Origin of the sequence: Nocardia sp. NPDC023852 (genome assembly GCF_040639505.1) — a bacterium.
GTDB lineage: Bacteria > Actinomycetota > Actinomycetes > Mycobacteriales > Mycobacteriaceae > Nocardia.
Map to the genome: position 1 here is coordinate 1 of NZ_JBFAAB010000027.1, position 17,926 is coordinate 17,926.

A 17,926-nucleotide genomic window follows, 5' to 3' on the forward strand; every position below is an offset into this window, starting at 1 on the left:
GACAGACGGTTCACGAGTCAACCCGCCCGATCTCCTGCGGCACGCTACGGGGCAGCTGACCCCGGACCACGAACCGCTCCCATCAGATAAGTCGACGGTTCCCACTGTCACGGCCGTGTAGTGGGCCTTCACCCACTCGGTAATCTGGTCGGCCGCCGACTTCGCGCCATCGGTGCTTGGCCGCGAGCCGCCTTGTCCCTGTGCGATGAAGTAGTGCACCTCGCCGTTGGCGACGTATTGCTGGAACTGTGCCAGCGTCGGCGAATTATCGCCACCGTTGAACCCGCCGATCGCGATCACCGACGTGCTTGTGCGCAGCTCGAGGCTCGACGCGGTAAAGGAGCCGATGCTCGCTGCCGACCATCGGTTGTCGGTCTTCGCAAGGAGCGTGTTCAGTTCCGCGTTGTTCGCGCTGTCGCCGCCGGGGCTGCCGAAGCCGCCGTCGCCGGCGGGTGCCCCGTCGGCGGTGGTCATCCCACCTGACGTCCCCGTCCTGTCCGCGCCGTCTCCGGTGGCGGTGGCCGACGCGCCGTCCGCCCCAGCGTCGTCGCGCCCATCCGGACGCGGTCCGTCCATCGCGTTCGCCTGCGCCGGTCCGGAAGAGGGCATGCCGCCGCTGTGCATGTGTGTGGCCGTCGCTACGGCGTATGCCGTCGACCCGGCGAACCCGGCGAACAGCCCCGCTGCGGCAAGAGCGACCGCGACTTTGCGGGATCGATGCGCGCCGACCATCAGGGCCACCGCCACGACCAGCGCGGTGACGAGCACTGTCCAGCGCAGCCAGGGCAGCCAGTCCGGTATGCGGTCCAGCAACACGAACGCCCAGACCCCGGTAACTGTGGACAACACCGCGAGGATGATCCTCGCCGCCACGTGCCCGCGCCGCCGCCACAGCTGCGCGACCGAGATACCGGCGACACCGGCGATGCCGGGCGCCAGTGCCACGGTGTAGTACGGGTGGATGGTTCCGCTCATATAGCTGAACACCAGGCCGGTGCCCAGCAGCCAGCCGCCCCACAAGATCATGCCCGCGCGCAGCGGATCGGTGCGTGGGGCGCGGCGGCTGAGCCACAGCCCGGCGAGCAGTCCGATCAGCGCGGCCGGAAGCAGCCAGGACGCCTCGGTGGCCATGGTGCCGCGGAACAGCCGGGTGAGTCCGGTGTCGCCGCCGAACGCGCCGCCGGGGCCGCCGGAGTTTCCGCTCCGGTTGCCGCTGCCGCCGAGCAGTCGCCCCATCCCGTTGTAGCCGAGGGCCAGTTCCCACAGGCTGTTGTCGGTAGAGCCGCCGATGTAGGGACGGGAATCCACGGGCCACAGCTCGACCAACAGCACATACCAGCCGCCTGTGACAACCATGGCCGCGCACGCGGTCACCAATTTGCCGACCCGAGACCAGAATCCCCCTGTCGCGACGACCAGGAACACCAGCACCATCGCGGGCAGAACGAGGAACGCTTGCATCATCTTGGTCAGGAACCCGAATCCGACTGCGACACCGGCCAGCGCCAGCCAACCTGTGCTCGCGGAACGCCAGCGCGCATCGCGCGCGTCGATGGCCCGCACCGTGCAGTAGGCCGCCGCGACCAACACCAGCGTCAGCAGCGCATCCGGGTTGTCGAAGCGGAACATCAACGCCGCCACCGGGGTCGCGGCCAACGCCGCGCCGGCAAGGAGGCCCGCGCCTGGGCCACTCCATCGGCGCACCGCCGCCGACAGCAACGCCACCGACCCCACGCCCATCAGCGCCTGCGGCAGCAGCAGCGACCACGAGCCGAACCCGAGCAGCCGCCCCGACAAGCCCATAACCCACAGCGACGCGGGCGGTTTGTCCACCGTGATCGCGTTCCCCGCGTCGTGTGAGCCGAACAGCAGCGCCTTCCAGCTCTGGGTGCCCGCTTGCGCCGCCGCGGCGTAATACTCATTACCCCAACCGGACAAGGTCAGATTCCACAGATACAACATCGCGGTCGCGGCGAGCAGCGCGAACAGCGTGGGCCGTGTCCAGCGTGGCTGCGTGACCGAACCGAAGAACAGTCGATCCGTCCACGATCGTCCGGTCGGCGGGGCGCGGTGGGCGCCGGCGGACCTCGCTGCGGCCTCCACGCCCTCCGGGGCACTCGTTATCGACGCCATGACCTGCCTTCCCTTTTCCCCGTGGAACTCTTCGACTATCCGAAGGCTAGGAAGGCAGCCTGCCCGCGACCTCGGGCAAACCTGGGAGTGCGCTGTGAGGCGGTACGCAGGTGACACTCGGCGGGCGTGGATGCCGAGTGCGTCACCGGCCGTGGCCATCGCGCATCACCGCACGAGGGTCAGGACACCGCCTCGCTGACCGCGTTGGGTCCGTTGAACGTGCGATCCGGCATGTGCTCCAGAGCGTCGATGACGTCCTCGCTTGCCCCGTTCTCGCGTGCCGTTTGGACGATCTCGTCGCGGTCGCACGGGTAATCCACTCCGGACAGGTACTTCTGCACCTTGATCGGGTTGACCTGGCTCATCGTGTACTCCTTTCCGTCGTCGGACGGTGGGGCAGTACCACACGGCTCACGGGCCAAACCACCACCGCTGGACTGTGCTGACCACCTCGCTGAAGTCCGATCCCGGTGGGCGCGGGAACCAGGCGTCCACGCCCGGCCGACCGATGTCGACCACCAAGCCGGCCGGCGTGCCATCCGCGGGCTCTACTCGAACGGGGCCGACGGTCGCGATGCCGTCCCGACCGGGGAAGCCGAATAATCCCGTCCGGCCCCGGCGCGATGGCCTGCTGGCGGCGTTGCTGGAAGGTGTGGAAAGACCAGGTGAATTCGGTGTCCGGGTGATTCTGCCATCAGTGGGAATGACCGACTTTCAACCGATACGCGACCGGCCAGTAGGTTGAGCCTGTGAAAGACGTTACAAAGACGGTGCGAGTGGTTGCCGCGGCCGAGCGCGCAGAGACCATCGGCCCGCACGGACAGCACCTGGTGCCGTGCATAACGAAGGAAACCTGCGGAGCCGAAGGCATTTCGGCGGCGATGGTGAACATGGCGCCGGGTAAGGTAGCGAAAGCTCACTACCACGCGCACAGCGAAACCATAGTGGTGTGCCTGCGCGGACGGGCCGCGACGCTGATCGGGCCGGAATTGACGCCGCACGTGCATGGGCCGGGCGAATTCCTCTACGTCCCCGAGGGTGTAGTCCATGTGGCCGTGAATCTCAGTGACACCGAGGATTTGGTGGCAGTGGACATACGTACCGATCCGCTGTTCAGCGACGATTTGGTGTTGGTGCCCGAATATGATTCTGCGGCCGCGGATATCGCCGTGCGTTTGCGGCGTGAGCTCGCCGTGACATGAGCGAGCGCAGCGAGCGAACAATCGGCGAGGTGGAGTCATGAGTGTCGATTTCGCATTCAGTCGCGGCGCGGCGGTGAGCAGCGGGCCGATCGACGACATCTACGCGACGCTGCAGCGCCGTCCTGCGGCGATCTCGTTCGCCGTCGGCGTACCAGACCCGGCTCTGCTACCAGGCGATATGGTCGCATCACTGGCAGCTGGTGCGATCGCGAAGTATGGGAACGCCGCATTGCAGTACGGATTGACTCGGGGGTTTCCACCGCTGCTGGAGCAGGCGCGGATCCTCTTGTCCAACCGGGGAATCGGATGTCCGCCGCACCGGCTGCACATCGCGACGGGAGGCTCCGGCGCGTTGCATAACGTGTGCATGGCGCTGATCGACCCAGGTGATGTGGTGCTGGTGGAAACCCCCACCTACGGCCCCGCGGTGAAGGTATTCCGCAGTCACGGCGCGACGGTGATCGAAGTCGAGTCCGACGAACACGGCATTCTGCCGGAGGCGCTGGATGCCGCACTGGCACAATACGACACAGCCTTCGTCTACCTGTTGCCAACCTTCCACAACCCGACCGGGCGGACGATGCCCGAAGTGCGGCGCCTACGCATAGCCGAGGTGGTCACGCGGCACGGTGAGCTGGTGGTAGAGGATGACGTATACACCGACCTGCGGTATCGGGGTGAGCCACTGCCGACATTCTGGTCCTTCGCGCCGGACAACACCGTCTACATCACGTCGCTGTCGAAAACGGTGGCACCGGCACTGCGAATCGGCATCACGGTGCTGCCCGAATATCTGTTGGAGCCTGTGCTCGCGCTGAAACAGGGAATCGACATGCAGACCTCCGTACTCAACCAGGCCATCGCCGCCGAATTCCTCGGCAGCGCAGTAGCATCCACGCACTTGGCCCGTATCGTGGAAACCTATGCGGCCAAGTTGGATACGGTGGTGGAAGCGCTGGGAAGGCACTTCCCGACCGGATTTTCCTGGACCGAACCCGATGGCGGCATGTTCGTGTGGGTCGAAGGCCCTGCCGATTTCGACGCTGATGCGCTGATGCGACCTGCGCTGGAGGCCGGGGTGGCCTTTATGCCAGGGAGCGTGTTCTTCGCCGCCCCCGATTCATCACACAACGCGATGCGGTTGAGCTTTGCCAGCGTGCCCGAAGCCGACATCGACCGCGGCATCAAGCTGTTGGCCACAGTGTGCGAGACATCGTGAACGAGCGTTCACTGTAGTAGTCGTGTGACACCGGAATCGCCACCTATGCGGGTCTTCGTCTGCTGAAAGGTCTTCAGCGCTCGGAACAGACACGGCGAATTCGTAGGATGTTGTCTCTGCGGGTACCCGGTTGCCCTTCTGGTCCTCGGTGCTCGCGATCGACGACTTCCTCGAGTTCCACCTGCCATTCGGCCGGGTCGAGTTCGAGTCTCTCGCGTACCTCGGCGGTGGTCGGGAAGTGCACGCTCATCGGTGGCTCCAGCACCCACGTCGGCCATTCCGCGTGGCCGACGATCAGCAGCAGCCCACTGGGCGCCACCGCCTCCGCCGCCCTGCGCAGGATCTTCGTCCGCTCATCGGCCTGGGCCGGTGGTGAGTGCAGGTAGTGCGCCGAAACGAGGTCGAAGCGTCCGGAGGGAAAGGTCTCGGCGAGATCATGCTGCTGCCAGTCGATGTCGCCGGCCAGCTCGTGTTTTGCCGCCTGCGCTTCGGCACGGGCGAGAGCAGTCTCCGACACGTCGGTCGCGGTGACCTGCCAGCCGCGCTCGGCCAGCCAGATCGCGTCGGCGCCCTCGGCGCAACCCAGATCTAGCGCGGAACCCGCTGCGACCGAGTCGATTTCACGAACCAGGAGGAAGTTCGGCCGTCCCGACCAAACTTGCTCGCGCTCCTGGTAGAAAGCCTCCCAGTACTCGATCGTCGTCCGCGCGGTCCCATTGTCGTGCTGATGTGTGGCGCTCATGCTTCACACAATCCGCCCATATGGCCAATTCGGCAAAGATTGTTGCCGGTTCGGCAAAAGCCTCCCGCTGGGCCTTGTCTGTTCGGGCGAGCCGCCGGGTCCATGCCATGGCTCGGGTCTGGCGCCGGACCGGGGCGGCGAAGGGCGCTGTTCGTCGTGTCCGAGCGTTCGGCGGGCCTTCAGTCGTCGAGCGGGTCGCGCAAGATCATGCCCTCGGCGGCGCGCAGGCGGCCGCTCATCGTGGTCAGCAGATCGATGGAGTCGTCGGAAAGACCTATGGCCGTGTAGATCAGCCTGCGTATCGGCGAGCTGGTGATCTGGTCGGCCACGGCGGCATCGTGGTCGCTCGGTGTGGTGCAGAACTGTCGGTCGAGATCCACGGCTAGGTACTCACAATCGGTCATCGGGCCCCCAGGAACAATTGCGGGTGCGCCGGACCGCGCACCGGAAGGATGTGGAGACACGGGCGGGATTCCTCCGGCGCGCAGCGTACATCGCGCTCACTTCGTCGCTGTACGGGTCGCAACGGTTCGTGCGGTGTTCGTTGCCACGATCGGGTCGGCTCGTCCGTGCCGCGGACGTGTCCGATCCGGCGCTGAGCCGGCGCGGACGGTGCTCATTGTGCCACTGCCGGTGAGGTTTTCGATGAGCCGCGCCGTCGGCGTGGTCGATCATCGTCGACTAGGCGCTGCCCGGAGCGTGCAGAGTGCGCCTCGCCCGGGACCCGTTCCCATGAGCGGGAAATCGCGTCGACACTCGTCCGGAAACCTGAAATGCGACGTACCCGCGCGTGCCACGATGGGTGTGGCCGAAGTACATACCTGACTGGAGGAGCCCGACGTGGGGAATCTCGACGACAAGGTAGCCGTGATCACCGGTGGTGCCCGGGGACAGGGCCGCGCGCACGCGCTGGCTCTGGCGGGAGCCGGCGCCGACGTCGTGGTATGCGATATCGCCGAACCACTGGCCGGTTTGCCGTATGAGCTGAGCACGGAGGACGACCTCGCTGACACCGTCGAGCTGGTCGAGAAGACCGGCCGCCGATGCGTTCCGATGAAAGCGGACGTGCGCAGTCAGGAGCAGATGCACTCCGTCGCCGAGCGCGCGATCGAGGAGTTCGGCCGCATCGACATCCTGATCGCCAACGCGGGCATCGCGTCCAACTCGCCCATCGCCGAGATGGACGAGCAGCTGTGGCGGGACATGATCGATATCAACCTGACCGGCGTCTTCCACAGCTTCCGTGCGGTGGTGCCGCACATGATGGAGCGCCGGTGGGGGCGCGTTATCGCCACATCGTCCATCGTGGCCAAGATGGGCGTACGCAACGCCGGGCATTACGCCGCAGCGAAGTGGGGCGTGCTCGGCCTGGTGAAATCGCTGTCGCTGGAGGTGGCGGACTACGGCATCACGGTCAACGCCGTGCTGCCCTCCGGTGTGGACACCGCCATGATCCAGAACCCGGCCACCTGGAGACTCATGGTGCCGGATAACGATGATCCCACCCGGGAGGACTGGATGGCGATCATCGAATCCGGGCCGCCGAACGGTGATCTGATCCAGCCCGCCGAGGTAGCGGACGCCGTGCTCCTGCTGGTTTCCGAGCACGGCCGCCACTTCAACGGCGAGGCCGTGACGATCTCCGCTGGGCTCAGTGCGAATACGGCTTGACGGTCTGCGGCGCGGACCCACCGACGGGGAGCGGCTAGTGGAAGAGGTGGCGCCCACTCAGTGGCGTCCGCGCTTCGGCCTTATCGCGTGCGGCGTGCGTGGTCTTCGCCCCCCGTTCCCGGGCGGCGTGCGCGGTTTTGGCCCCGCGTTCCCGTGCGATCTCAGCTATTTCGGGTCCGCGCTGCTTGGCGCGCTCGGCCAGCTCCGCGCTGCGCTCCTTGGCGATCTCCGTCCATTCCGCACCGCGGTGTTTGGCCAGGTCGGCGAGCAGCGCGCTGCGCTTCTTGGCGATCTCGGCCCACTCCGCGCTGCGCTCTTTGGCGGCTTCGGCCCAGTCGGCTCCGTGTTCTTTGGCGATCTCGGCCCAGTCGGCTCCGTGTTCTTTGGCGGCTTCGGCCCAGTCGGCTCCGTGTTCTTTGGCGGCTTCGGCCCAGTCCGCCCCGTGTTCTTTGGCGGCCTCGGTCCACTCCGGGCCGTGCCGCTGGGCAGTCTCGGCCAGCTCGGCCCCCTTGCTCGCGGCTACAGCACCCAGCGTGCGCGCCCGCTCGGCCGCGTCGTGTGCGTGCTTGCGCAGCGCGGCACCGGTGGCCCCGTTCGAGGTCGCGCCGAACGGCAGCGACGCCGATACCGCGGCGGCGGCGTCGCGCGCGGCCCGGCGTCCACGCCAGCCCAGCGAGGGCTTGCCCTCGGTGTCGGCCGCGGCGATCATCAGTCCGCCGAGCAGCCCGAGGTCCTTCAGGAACGCGGTCCGCTTCGCCGACTTGCGCGCCGGGTCCTGCTCGTTCCAGAAGTCCTGCTCGGTGACAGCCGCGGGCACGACGGTCGCGGCGAGCACCAGGGCGGCCAAGCGCGGCGCCTTACCCAGCGCGAGCAGCACGCCGCCGCCGACCTGGGCGGCCGCGTTGATTCGCACCACGGTCGCCGGATCGGCGGGCAGCTTTGCGGCAACCTCATCGGGGAGCTGTCGCTGCCCCCGCTGCACCAGTTCGGTCGCCACCTTGACCCGCTCCTCCGGGCGCCGCAGCGTATCTACCCCATCCACGACGAATGCGGTGGCCAGCAGCGGCCGGGCGAGTCGGCGCAAAAACATGTCGTAACCCCTTCCCTAGATGTCCGTACGGACCGGATTCCCGGAAGACTCCAGGTCAAACACGCTCCCGGGAATGCGGGGAGGCGACGGTCTGGGCGAGCAGCAGCTAATTTATAGCCAACTATCACGGGATGGTTGAGGCTCCGCTGAGCCGCGCTCTATCGTGCCGTGCCGCCGTGAGCGTGCCACTCAGGAGCGTCGGTTCCCTTCGGAACGGATGCGCCGGCCGCCGGGGAGCCGGTGATGCTCGCAGTGACCCGGTCCCGGGTTCTCCACCATCGGGAGGGCGGTAATCGGGCGGCTCCACGGCAGTGATCACCGCCATGGAACACGTCGTCGCGGTTCAGCAACCGAGACGGTTGTCGAAAGTGGGCGTATCCACGTTTCACACCTCGATGGCGGTACGCACGACCTTGCCGGTCGCATTGCGCGGAAGGGCGGTGGTGGTGAGCCGCCAGCGGGCGGGGACCTTGTAGTAGGCGAGCCGGTCGGCGGTGAACGCGCGCAGTTCGTCCTCCGTTGTCGCAGTGGGACTTTCGACGACGACGAGGGCGGCGACCTGTTGTCCGAGGTCGGCGTCCGGCACGCCGACCACCGCGCATTCGCGCACGGCGGGATGTTCCTCCAGGCGCTGCTCGACCTCGGTGGGGTAGACGTTCTCCCCGCCGCGCAGGATGAGATCAGAACGTCGCCCGGACAGTCGCAGTCTGCCGTCGTCCAGGACACCGATATCGCCGGTGCGCAGCCAGCGGTCGGGGGTGATCGCCGCGGCGGTGGCCGCCTCGTCCTGCCAGTAGCCGAGCATCACGTACGGGCTGCGCACGCAGATCTCGCCTTCGGTGCCCTCGGCGACGGTGTTGCCCGCGCTGTCGCGGATCTCCAGCGTGACGCCGACGACCGGTCGCCCCACGGTGTCCGGAAACGCGGCGAGTTCGGCGGGACCGGCCAGTGTCGCCGCGGTGCTGCATTCGGTGAGGCCGTAGCTCGTCACCAGGGCGTTCCGTGCGACAGGGAGGTGATCGCGCAGTCGCTGTTGCAGGGCTGCCGACGAGGGAGCGGAGTTGAGGGAGAACGCGGTCAGCGAGGACAGGTCGTAGTGCGACAGGTCGAGTTCGAGCATCCTGGTGGCCATGGTCGGCATGGCGCCCCAATTGCTGATTCGTTCCCGCTCGATCAGCCGCAGCACCCGGTCGGCGTCGAAGGAACCCTGGTGGATGACGGCCGCGTCGCCGGTGACCAGGCGGGGCACCACCAGATTGTGCAGGCTGGCGATGTGGAACAGCGGCGAGGTGAGCAGATAGCGTCGCCGGCTGGGCAGCTCGGTAGTGCCGGTGAACGCGGCGGCCAGCGCGTCGTTGAACATGTGGTAGTCGATGACCGCCACTAGGTTTCGGTGCGAATGCACCGCCCCTTTGGGGCGCCCGCTGGTGCCGCTGGTGTAGAGGATCACCGCGGGGTCGTCCTCGTCGACCTCGATGTTCGGCAGCGTGGCGGTCGGGAAGTCGGTCAACAGTGCCGGCAGGTCGTGTTCCATGGTGAGCACCGGAACCTGGATGTCCAGCTCGGCCAGCAGTGCGGCGCGCTTCGCGTCGACGACGAGCACGGTGGGGCTTGTGTGCTCGACACCGTAGGCGATCTCGCGGGGGGCCCACCACGCGTTGTAGCCGACCGCGATCGCGCCGAGTGCTTGCGCCGCCCAGAACGTCAGGACCCACTCGGGTGTGTTCGCCGCGAGAATGCCGACGCGGTCGCCCTTTCTCACGCCGTAGCGCGCACGCAGCGCCGCGGCCAGCGCTGCGACGGCGGACGCGTGCTCGGTGAAGGACATCCGTCGGTCTTCGGTGACCAGATAGTCCCGATCGCCGTGCGCGGTCGACGCGGCGAGTACCTCGCCCAGGGAGGTGCTGCGGTGGCGCATCACCGGCATCTGCGCGCCGAGCACGTCTTCGACCACCAGCTCGAACCGTCCGCCGGGGCCCGTGAGCCGGGCCGCCGCCTCGGCCGCGAATGCCTGCGGATCGAAAGGCTTCGTCATCTCTTCCTCATCGCTACGCAGGCACGGGGGAGTCCGATCGCCGTCATTCACTGTCCTTGTGCTGGAGGGGCCGCCATCTGCCCACAGTCACGCGCGATACGGCGTCGAACCGTCCGGCGCGTGGCGGAGTGACGTAGGCAACAAGCTAACATCGGCTAGACGGTATGTCTAGTGAATGACGTATTGTCTAGCGAGAGCGATCGCTCGGCTGCGCGTTGCCGCCTTTCCCCTCGAAAGTCGCACGTCAGCACCTCTTTCAACGCACACGAGGGACCTGTTCACCATGCGCACGAAAGCGAACACCAGCCTGCGGGAGGAGCAGAAGCAGCAGACCAGGGCACGGCTCATGGCCGGCGCCAAGGAGCTTTTCAGCACCCGCGGCTACGCGGCGGTTCGGGTGGACGACATCGCGGCGGCGGTGGGCTGCAGCCGCGCGACCTTCTATCTGCACTTCGCGAGCAAGGTGGAGATCTTGAGCGCCCTCGCCGCGCAGAGCACGGTGCCCAGCACGCTGCACTTCTACGAGGACCTCGATCGAGTATTGGAGGCCGGTTCGCGCGTCGAATTCGTCGGCTGGGTCACCCGCGCGATCGAGTGGTTCCACGAGTACAAGGGCCTGCTGCCCGCCTGGGACGAGGCGACGGCGCTGGAGCCGGAGTTCCGCGCACTCGCGCGCGACGGAATACGCGCACTGCCGAACGCGATGACCTCCTACCTCGCGGGCTGGCCCGCCGATCGACGGGACGAGGCCCGGTTGCGCGTGGAGCTGCTTGTGGCGCAACTGGAACGGTTCTTCACCCGGTGGGCCATGCAGGGGACCATCGAAGTCTCCACGGAGCAGGCCGCCGAGGTTCTCGCCGACATCTGGTTTCCGGCGCTGCGGGCGCCCACCGGCGCGAGTGGAACGACCCCGCCGGCCGGTGGCCCGCGGAAGTCGGTGGGCGCAACCGCGAGGGCACGAAACGGACCGGCATGAGCTTCGACCCGAATGTAGCTCGGAATTCGCTGGATGCTCGAACCTGCTTGCGCTCGAACTCGATTCGGCAGTGGCTTGGATATCTGTCGGAGCAGTGCGGCATCATCTGTGCACGCAGCCATCCACGAACACCGCTCGGAGTGCACCATGCCGTCGCCAAGAACCAAGCCACAGCCATTGTCGGACAGTGAGATTCAGCAGATCGCCACGGACATCGCCGGTGGCCGCCCGCCCATGGTGTGGTTCACCGCGGCCGCGGTCGGCGTGCCGGAGGGACGGTCGGGAAAGGTGATCGCTCTCGGTGACCCGGCCGACGGAGACTTCCTCCAGGTCCGGCCGACCGGCTCGAAAGATGTACTGTCCTTCTCTCCCACAGAAGTGACGTTGACCAAGCCGCCGCGAGGGGCCGCGGTTTCCGCTGCCCCGCCCAAACCGACAACAAGAAAGGAATCCGCTGTGACCCAGACGTCGACCTCTACGAGCACCGCGACACCGCCCGCGCAGGGGAGCGCTCCCGCGCCGCCGGTTACCCCGAAACCGCTGAGGAGCACACCGGATCCAAGCGAACAGGATGGTGCGGCCAAGGGCTCGGCCAAGCAGACGCCGACGGCGAATGCGGCCAAGTCCGCCAAGGCGCCTGCCGCGCGCAAGACGAAGGCGCCCGAGGTCACGGTGACGCTGACCGGCACTGCCGACGGCGAGTGGTCGGTCGATGTGGTCAGCGGTAAGAAGCGGACGGTGCGCGGCCTACCGGTGAACAGTTCGGCGGTGGCGCAGGCGGCCAAGGTCCTGCATCCCGAGGTTGCCGATGTGGTGGCCGGAATTCTGGAGGCGGCGCGCGGCGTGCAGGAGGCCAAGGTTCAGCAATTACAGGCCGAGCTCGAGGAGGCCAAGCGCCTGCTGGAGGACCTGCGGGACTGATTCACACCGCGCTGCTGGTGGAGCGATCGGCTGGGCGGCAGATCCGGCGCCTGGTGTTTGTCAGCGCGTGCGGTGCGTCGTCGTGGAACGTGTAGCCGAGGGAGTTTTCCTTCGCGTGGTACATGGCCGCATCCGCGTCGCGAATCAGATTGTGGACGTTGGTGTCCGAGCTGCGCGGACCAACGCACGCGATACCGATGCTCGCGGTGATCGGAATCTCGCCCGCGCTCAGCTCGAACGGCCGGACGAACGCACCGATCAGTCGTTCGGCCAGCACTGCGGCCTCCTGCCTGGCCAGCGGGGACAGCACGACGAACTCGTCGCCGCCGTACCGGGACACCACGTCCTCGCGGCGCACTACACGCCGGATCCGAGCGGCCGCGGTCGCGATCAGCTCGTCACCGACCGCGTGCCCGTAACTGTCGTTGACGTTCTTGAAGCCGTCCAGGTCGATGAACAGCAGGCAGACCGGCTGCTCGCCCGACTGCTCGCGATTGCTGTCGAGCGCGCGCAACAGCGCGGCCCGGTTCAGCAGACCGGTGAGCATGTCATGGTCGGCCTGGTACTGGGCGCGTCGCTCGCTGCGTGCACTACGCACGATGGCGCGCTCGCTCCGCACCAGCACTCCGATCAGCAGCAGTGCGAACAGTGACGACACCACGACGCGGTCGAGAGTGTCCAAGCTGGACCCGACCACCGGGACCAGCGAGGCCACGATCAGTGCGACCGCGATGACGCTGGCCCGCTGCCTGGAGTGGTGTGGATGGATCCGGCGCGGTGTCCCGAGCGCGGCCATGGTCGGATGCAGGGCCGCGACACCCACGGTGGCGTAGGCGGCCAGCAGTGGAGCGAGCAAGACGTCGCGCCCGATGGGGGTGCCCACCGTCTCCAGGCTGTAGCCCAGGTCGCCGAGCAGCAGCGCGATCAGCCCGGCGTGCAGCAGCCGTAGCGAGGTCTCCGAGCGCGTCGCGGTGGCCACCGAGTGCGCGACCAGGGTGAGCAGCAGTGCGTCGAGCACCGGATAGCTCGCCGCCACCACAGTGTCCAGCATGGTGGCGTGTAACTGCAGGATCGGCGAGATGAGAAACGCCCAGGAGGCCAGCAGCGCGCCAAGGCCGATCAGGGCGGAGTCCAGCAACAGGTCGTGGTTGTCGCGTACCTGGCGCGGGTACAACCAGATCAGCGCGGCGAGGCCGACCCCGACGTAGCCGAGCAGGGTGAACGCGTCCTCGACCGGATGGATCGAGTGGTGGGTCGCCTCGCGCAGCGCGGTCCCCGTCGCGAACAGCACGGCGGAGGCGGACAGCAGATACCAGGGCAGCGGATGGACGGGCCGGTGGATGTGCAGCCCGATGCCCATCATCGCGAGCGTTCCGATGAGAATGACCGCCATCGTCACCAACGACATCGCATGCGAGTCGATCGCGACATTCGCCGCGATCACGGCCGCGCTGCCCCCCAAAAGTGCTGCATACCAGCGAAATCCGAGCCGACGCCGCAGACCGCTCGATTGCTCTGCGCTGGGTGTCATCAGTCCCCCTCGGTCGCTCCATCCCCTGTGAACTGGGCCACGTAGTAGATCTGAGAATCCTCAACCGCGACTTCGACATTCGCCTGTTCATCGAGCATCGCCCGAATACCGTCGGCGAACGAGAACCGAGTGCTGTTGTACGAGCAGATGTCCCAACCGACCGCCGCGCGTTCGGCAACCAAAACCTGGACAATGGAGTCGATCATGGCATGGAAAGCGGCCCCTTGTCGTGCACTTGGCGCAACAAGGGTCAAACCGGCGTAGTAGATCGCGTCGCGCGCCGCGTGTTCGGGGTAGCGCGCCGCGAAGTAGTCCGGACTGATCCATGGGACGGTGTCGAGATGCCTGGTCAGCGTCGTCACGCCGATGGGCTCGCCCGAGTCGAGCCGCGCGACGTGCTTGTGCACGCGAGGATCGACCATCTCGGCGCGGAACTCCTCGCGCCGCAGTACCTGCCGTGCGATGGCCTTGGCCCGCAGCGGACCGAACGCCTCCTCGTAGAGGCGGTGGAACAGGTCGATCCGATCGTCCGGAATCGTCGTCTCGACGGTGACGTAGAGGCCGCTCATCGTGGGCCCCACGGCACGGTGTGGTAGGCGGCGAGAACGAGCGCGCAGGCCGGATCGCCGTCGGAGGCGGTCTCCGTGGTGCACAGGTGGACCGGGCCGAAGCGCTCCGGCCGGTGCCGCGTCATGTCGGTCAAGCTGGACCGGATCAGGTCGGACACCTGTTCGGCGGTCTCTGCTTCGTGCTCCACGAAAAGCCCTGCGCCGGAATGGTCGTCGCGCAAAACCCAGCCGATGCCCGCGGCGGCGCTCGCACCGGGCTCGTTCGCATGCTGAACCGCATACACGCAGTAGAGGCGGTCGCCCCAGGAGATCGGCTTGCGCACCCGGCCGGTGCGTTCCAAGGTCGCGCGCGGTGGAATGACCGACGACAGCCGGATCAAGTTGGCCTCACCAACTCCCAGACCGCGTAGCGCCGCGTCGAACGCCGCCATCGCGGTCGGCCCCACTCCGGTTGCGGCTCCTATCTCGATCGTCAGCGATGGAGCTGGCGTCGGCCCACCCATCGGCGGGCGTAAGCGATCGGTCCACTGCCGTCCCCTTAGGTCGCCACCTGGGGTGTTATGCATCATCGTGCCTCCGGAAACAGTTCGACCCCAATTTGCAGGCTTGAATTGCGTCAAAATCGACTGTGCGTCAGGAATGCGCATCGCGCATCTTGTGTGCCGAAAACAGTGCTCATGCGGCGTGTCTCTCACTCCGAAACGAGAGACGCCGACATCGAGGGACCATGGGTGGCACCGGGGCGAGTCACCGGGGTGTCACCGCGCGGCGTCGGGCATGGGCGATCCCGTTCGGCCTGGAGCCGCTGGTTATCGATACCGGGAAGCCATGCGAACCGGTCGAAGCGGCTACGCCGAGCGGCGCGCCCGATGGGTGGCGGCGGCCGGGAACTCAGCGTCACCGCCTTGCGTGACGTCGCGGCCCCGGTGTCAGTCGAACGGATCGCCGATGACGTGCTGCGTCGCCGGCTCGGCATGTGGTGACCGAGAACATTGCGATTGCTGAAAGATTGCTGAATTGCGTCGATCCACGCGGGATCGGCCCGATCCTGACCGAGGGGCACGCCTCGCGGTGCGACTTTGTGCGTGATTATGCCCCGCGGGTGGGGACAATCACGCAGAGTAGTGTCACCCCGACACCCAATCGGCGGGCGACGAGTAAGTCGCGCGCGCCTGGCAGTACCAGCACCACGCACGATTTCGCTCGACGCCCGGTTTCACCGCCAGGAGGGAAGCTGTGCCGCTTGCCGATCTACCCGTTCTCGCTTCCGCGCTGACCCCCGCCGACCTGCACAGGGAAGCTGCGACCACGTATCTCGACGCCGCCACCACGCTCCGGCTGGACGCGGGCGCCGTCGACTACGCGCTGGTCGCCCTGTATTTCTTGTTCGTGCTCGGCATCGGCCTTCTGGCCAGGCAGCGCGTCTCCTCCAGCATCGACTTCTTCCTGTCCGGGCGTTCGCTGCCCGCCTGGGTGACCGGTCTGGCATTCATCTCCGCGAACCTGGGCGCGGTGGAGATCATGGGCATGTCCGCCAACGGCGCCCAATACGGTTTCCCGACCTTCCACTATTTCTGGATCGGCGCGGTGCCCGCCATGCTGTTCCTGGGCGTGGTGATGATGCCGTTCTACTACGGCTCCAAAGTGCGCAGCGTGCCGGAGTTCATGCGCAGGCGGTTCGGCACCGGCGCGCATCTGGTGAACGCGCTGAGCTTCGCGATAGCGCAGATCCTCATCGCGGGTGTCAACCTGTACCTGCTCGGCTCCATCGTGAACGTGCTGCTGGGTTGGCCGCTGTGGGTGTCGGTGATCGTGGCCGCCGCGATCGTGCTCTCCTACATCACCCTCGGCGGCCTGTCCGCCGCGATCTACAACGAGGTGCTGCAGTTTTTCGTCATCGTGGCCGCGCTGCTGCCGCTCACCCTGGTCGGCCTGCACAAGGCGGGCGGCTGGAGTGGACTGAAGGAGAAGATCACCGCCTCGCCGGGCGGGCCGCAACAGCTGGATTCCTGGCCGGGCAATGCGCTGAGCGGGTTCGGCGACAACTTCCTGTCGGTGGTCGGCATCGTGTTCGGGCTCGGGTTCGTCCTCTCCTTCGGATACTGGACGACGAACTTCGTCGAGGTACAGCGCGCGATGGCGACGCACTCCATCTCGGCGGCGCGGCGCACCCCGATCATCGGCGCCTACCCGAAGATGTTCATCCCGCTGATCGTGGTGGTCCCTGGCATGATCAGCGCCGTGCTGGTGCCGCAGATGGCCGAGTACAAGGCGGCGGTGACGGCGAATCCGGAATTCGAGGGCGACACCACCTACAACCAGGCGCTGCTGTATCTGATGAAGGACGTGCTGCCCAATGGTCTGCTCGGCGTGGGCCTCGCCGGTCTGCTCGCGGCGTTCATGGCGGGCATGGCGGCCAACATCTCCGCGTTCAACACCGTGTTCAGCTACGACCTGTGGCAGCAGTACGTGCGGCGCGAGCGGGCGGACAGCTATTACCTCGGCGTGGGCCGGCTGGCCACCGTCGGCGCGACCGTGGCCGCGATCTTCACCGCGTTCATCGCGTCCGGCTTCAGCAACATGATGGATTACCTGCAGACCCTGTTCAGCTTCTTCAACGCGCCGCTGTTCGCCACGTTCATCCTCGGCATGTTCTGGAAACGGATGACGCCGACCGCGGGTTGGATGGGCCTGGTCTGCGGAACCGGTTCGGCAATCCTCGTTTTCATTCTGCACGAAACGAAGGTGTTCGAACTGTCCGGCCAAGGCGCTAGTTTCGTCGCGGCCGGGGTCGCGTTCGTGACCGACATCGTGGTGAGCGTCGCGGTCACCCAGGTGACCAAGCCCAAACCCGCGGCCGATCTGATCGGGCTGGTGTATTCGGAGACGCCGAAGGACGTGCGCACCGACCCCGAGGCCGACGCGCTGCCCTGGTATCAGCGTCCGGTCCTGCTGGCGGGCATTGCCCTCGTGCTCGTCATCGCCCTCGATATCGTCGTCGGATAAGGAGCTGACTCGATGCTTTTCGACATCCGCACCATCGTCGGGGCGTTGCTCGGCTGCTACGCGGTCATCCTCGTCATCACCGGTCTGTTGCACGACACCGCGGCCGACGAGGCCAAAACCGGCGGCATCAACGTCAATCTCTGGTCGGGAGCCGGCATGGGAGTGGTAGCGCTGGCCTTCCTGGCCTGGGTTCTGCTTCGTCCGGTCCAAGTACCGCCTGAACCGCAGGCGCCTGCGGACGAAACCGCAGAGGGGCCTGACCCTGCCTGAACAGTGGCGGCGCCCCCCGATCCCAGGGGACGCCGCCGCTTATCGCGTGGATCAGAGGCCTGGGCGGGGAATGTCGCCGCGCCAGGCACCGGTTTCGTGGCCTTGGCCCTCGATGAAGTGCTTGAAGCGCTCCATGTCGCCGTTCACCCGGTGCTTCAGGACGCCGAGCTTGTCGGCGACGTTCTCCACGAAGCCTTCGGGATCGACCTCCATCTGCGCGGTCACCCTGGTGTGGGTGTCGTCCAGCCGATGAAAAGTGATCACGCCTGCGTGATTGGGTCCGCTGTCGGACCTCCACGCAACTCGTTCGTCCGGATGCTGCTCGGTGATGGTCGCGTCGAACTCCCGCATCGACGGACCGACGTGGATACGCCAGTGGGTGTGCCTGTCGTCCAGCTGCTGCACCGTTTCCACACCCTCCATGAACTCCGGGAACGACTCGAACTGCGTCCACTGGTTGTAGGCGGTGCGAACCGGGACCTCGACGTCTACCGTGGCGGCCAATGTGCTCACTTGCTACCCCTTTCCTTACCCGACGCGCGGCCGGGCATCGATCGGTCG

17 protein-coding genes are annotated in these 17,926 nt (G+C 66.8%); 7 read left to right on the forward strand and 10 right to left on the reverse strand.

What is annotated here, in order from left to right; all coding sequences use genetic code 11:
• Nucleotides 1–2,133: glycosyltransferase family 39 protein (locus AB0H00_RS26795; protein ID WP_357271618.1), on the reverse strand; the 2,133-nt coding region annotated here is incomplete at its 3' end.
• Between the two features lie 179 nt (nucleotides 2,134–2,312).
• The gene (locus AB0H00_RS26800) at nucleotides 2,313–2,498 is read right to left on the reverse strand and encodes a DUF2795 domain-containing protein (RefSeq protein WP_357271621.1); all 186 of its coding nucleotides are present in this window, start codon (nucleotides 2,496–2,498) and stop codon (nucleotides 2,313–2,315) included.
• A gap of 384 nt (nucleotides 2,499–2,882) precedes the next feature.
• On the opposite strand from AB0H00_RS26800, the gene AB0H00_RS26805 reads away from it, so the two are divergent.
• Both AB0H00_RS26805 and AB0H00_RS26810 read left to right on the forward strand, forming a co-directional pair.
• Nucleotides 2,883–3,335 (forward strand): cupin domain-containing protein, encoded by a 453-nt coding sequence (locus AB0H00_RS26805; protein WP_357271623.1) that lies wholly within the window; start codon nucleotides 2,883–2,885, stop codon nucleotides 3,333–3,335.
• A 37-nt stretch (nucleotides 3,336–3,372) separates the two neighbouring features.
• Nucleotides 3,373–4,554, forward strand: coding sequence for a PLP-dependent aminotransferase family protein (locus AB0H00_RS26810; RefSeq protein WP_357271626.1), 1,182 nt, complete (start codon nucleotides 3,373–3,375; stop codon nucleotides 4,552–4,554).
• A 73-nt stretch (nucleotides 4,555–4,627) separates the two neighbouring features.
• Here AB0H00_RS26810 and AB0H00_RS26815 read toward each other — a convergent pair whose 3' ends face one another.
• Together AB0H00_RS26815 and AB0H00_RS26820 are read right to left on the reverse strand one after the other, a co-directional pair.
• Nucleotides 4,628–5,296, reverse strand: a complete 669-nt coding sequence (locus AB0H00_RS26815) for a class I SAM-dependent methyltransferase (protein ID WP_357271629.1) — start codon at nucleotides 5,294–5,296, stop codon at nucleotides 4,628–4,630.
• A 179-nt stretch (nucleotides 5,297–5,475) separates the two neighbouring features.
• On the reverse strand, nucleotides 5,476–5,700 hold the full coding sequence (locus tag AB0H00_RS26820; protein WP_357271632.1) for a hypothetical protein: 225 nt from the start codon (nucleotides 5,698–5,700) through the stop codon (nucleotides 5,476–5,478).
• Between the two features lie 436 nt (nucleotides 5,701–6,136).
• Between AB0H00_RS26820 and AB0H00_RS26825 the strand changes: the two genes are divergently transcribed.
• Entirely contained in the window at nucleotides 6,137–6,967 is an 831-nt protein-coding gene (locus AB0H00_RS26825; protein ID WP_357271635.1) for a mycofactocin-coupled SDR family oxidoreductase, read from the forward strand.
• A gap of 34 nt (nucleotides 6,968–7,001) precedes the next feature.
• Here AB0H00_RS26825 and AB0H00_RS26830 read toward each other — a convergent pair whose 3' ends face one another.
• Nucleotides 7,002–8,057: a DoxX family membrane protein gene (locus tag AB0H00_RS26830; RefSeq protein WP_357271637.1), complete on the reverse strand. Its 1,056-nt coding sequence runs from the start codon at nucleotides 8,055–8,057 to the stop codon at nucleotides 7,002–7,004.
• 385 nt (nucleotides 8,058–8,442) lie between these two features.
• Nucleotides 8,443–10,092, reverse strand: a complete 1,650-nt coding sequence (locus AB0H00_RS26835; RefSeq protein ID WP_357271640.1) for a class I adenylate-forming enzyme family protein — start codon at nucleotides 10,090–10,092, stop codon at nucleotides 8,443–8,445.
• Between the two features lie 283 nt (nucleotides 10,093–10,375).
• Between AB0H00_RS26835 and AB0H00_RS26840 the strand changes: the two genes are divergently transcribed.
• Nucleotides 10,376–11,068 carry a TetR/AcrR family transcriptional regulator gene (locus tag AB0H00_RS26840; RefSeq protein WP_357271641.1) on the forward strand — a complete coding sequence of 231 codons (693 nt, stop codon included), beginning with the start codon at nucleotides 10,376–10,378 and terminating at the stop codon, nucleotides 11,066–11,068.
• A 147-nt stretch (nucleotides 11,069–11,215) separates the two neighbouring features.
• The gene (locus AB0H00_RS26845) at nucleotides 11,216–11,989 is read left to right on the forward strand and encodes a DUF6319 family protein (RefSeq protein WP_357271644.1); all 774 of its coding nucleotides are present in this window, start codon (nucleotides 11,216–11,218) and stop codon (nucleotides 11,987–11,989) included.
• Nucleotide 11,990: 1 nt separating this feature from the next.
• Here the strand turns inward: AB0H00_RS26845 and AB0H00_RS26850 are convergent, their stop codons facing one another.
• Genes AB0H00_RS26850 through AB0H00_RS26860 form a run of 3 tightly spaced genes read right to left on the reverse strand, consistent with a single transcriptional unit; the run spans nucleotide 11,991 to nucleotide 14,592 of the window.
• Nucleotides 11,991–13,520, reverse strand: a complete 1,530-nt coding sequence (locus tag AB0H00_RS26850; protein WP_357271647.1) for a GGDEF domain-containing protein — start codon at nucleotides 13,518–13,520, stop codon at nucleotides 11,991–11,993.
• Entirely contained in the window at nucleotides 13,520–14,089 is a 570-nt protein-coding gene (locus AB0H00_RS26855; protein WP_357271650.1) for a hypothetical protein, read from the reverse strand. Before AB0H00_RS26855 ends, AB0H00_RS26850 begins: the two co-directional genes overlap by 1 nt.
• On the reverse strand, nucleotides 14,086–14,592 hold the full coding sequence (locus tag AB0H00_RS26860; RefSeq protein WP_357271769.1) for a pyruvoyl-dependent arginine decarboxylase: 507 nt from the start codon (nucleotides 14,590–14,592) through the stop codon (nucleotides 14,086–14,088). The genes AB0H00_RS26855 and AB0H00_RS26860 overlap by 4 nt, the downstream gene beginning before the upstream one ends.
• 784 nt (nucleotides 14,593–15,376) lie before the next feature.
• Here AB0H00_RS26860 and AB0H00_RS26865 point away from each other — a divergent pair.
• Nucleotides 15,377–17,095 carry a sodium:solute symporter family protein gene (locus AB0H00_RS26865; protein ID WP_357271771.1) on the forward strand — a complete coding sequence of 573 codons (1,719 nt, stop codon included), beginning with the start codon at nucleotides 15,377–15,379 and terminating at the stop codon, nucleotides 17,093–17,095.
• A gap of 12 nt (nucleotides 17,096–17,107) precedes the next feature.
• Entirely contained in the window at nucleotides 17,108–17,365 is a 258-nt protein-coding gene (locus AB0H00_RS26870) for a hypothetical protein (RefSeq protein WP_357271652.1), read from the forward strand.
• 51 nt (nucleotides 17,366–17,416) lie between these two features.
• Here the strand turns inward: AB0H00_RS26870 and AB0H00_RS26875 are convergent, their stop codons facing one another.
• On the reverse strand, nucleotides 17,417–17,878 hold the full coding sequence (locus AB0H00_RS26875; RefSeq protein WP_357271655.1) for an SRPBCC family protein: 462 nt from the start codon (nucleotides 17,876–17,878) through the stop codon (nucleotides 17,417–17,419).
• Nucleotides 17,879–17,926 lie beyond the last annotated feature (48 nt).

What these genes read in the sequence shown, in the direction of transcription:
- AB0H00_RS26815 (WP_357271629.1), bottom strand. Translation starts at nt 5,296, where the DNA reads ATGAGCGCCACACATCAGCACGACAATGGGACCGCGCGGACGACGATC.
- AB0H00_RS26800 (WP_357271621.1), bottom strand. Translation starts at nt 2,498, where the DNA reads ATGAGCCAGGTCAACCCGATCAAGGTGCAGAAGTACCTGTCCGGAGTG.
- AB0H00_RS26855 (WP_357271650.1), bottom strand. Translation starts at nt 14,089, where the DNA reads ATGAGCGGCCTCTACGTCACCGTCGAGACGACGATTCCGGACGATCGG.
- AB0H00_RS26860 (WP_357271769.1), bottom strand. Translation starts at nt 14,592, where the DNA reads ATGGGTGGGCCGACGCCAGCTCCATCGCTGACGATCGAGATAGGAGCC.
- AB0H00_RS26830 (WP_357271637.1), bottom strand. Translation starts at nt 8,057, where the DNA reads ATGTTTTTGCGCCGACTCGCCCGGCCGCTGCTGGCCACCGCATTCGTC.
- AB0H00_RS26840 (WP_357271641.1), top strand. Translation starts at nt 10,376, where the DNA reads ATGCGCACGAAAGCGAACACCAGCCTGCGGGAGGAGCAGAAGCAGCAG.
- AB0H00_RS26870 (WP_357271652.1), top strand. Translation starts at nt 17,108, where the DNA reads ATGCTTTTCGACATCCGCACCATCGTCGGGGCGTTGCTCGGCTGCTAC.
- AB0H00_RS26850 (WP_357271647.1), bottom strand. Translation starts at nt 13,520, where the DNA reads ATGACACCCAGCGCAGAGCAATCGAGCGGTCTGCGGCGTCGGCTCGGA.
- AB0H00_RS26810 (WP_357271626.1), top strand. Translation starts at nt 3,373, where the DNA reads ATGAGTGTCGATTTCGCATTCAGTCGCGGCGCGGCGGTGAGCAGCGGG.
- AB0H00_RS26820 (WP_357271632.1), bottom strand. Translation starts at nt 5,700, where the DNA reads ATGACCGATTGTGAGTACCTAGCCGTGGATCTCGACCGACAGTTCTGC.
- AB0H00_RS26835 (WP_357271640.1), bottom strand. Translation starts at nt 10,092, where the DNA reads ATGACGAAGCCTTTCGATCCGCAGGCATTCGCGGCCGAGGCGGCGGCC.
- AB0H00_RS26845 (WP_357271644.1), top strand. Translation starts at nt 11,216, where the DNA reads ATGCCGTCGCCAAGAACCAAGCCACAGCCATTGTCGGACAGTGAGATT.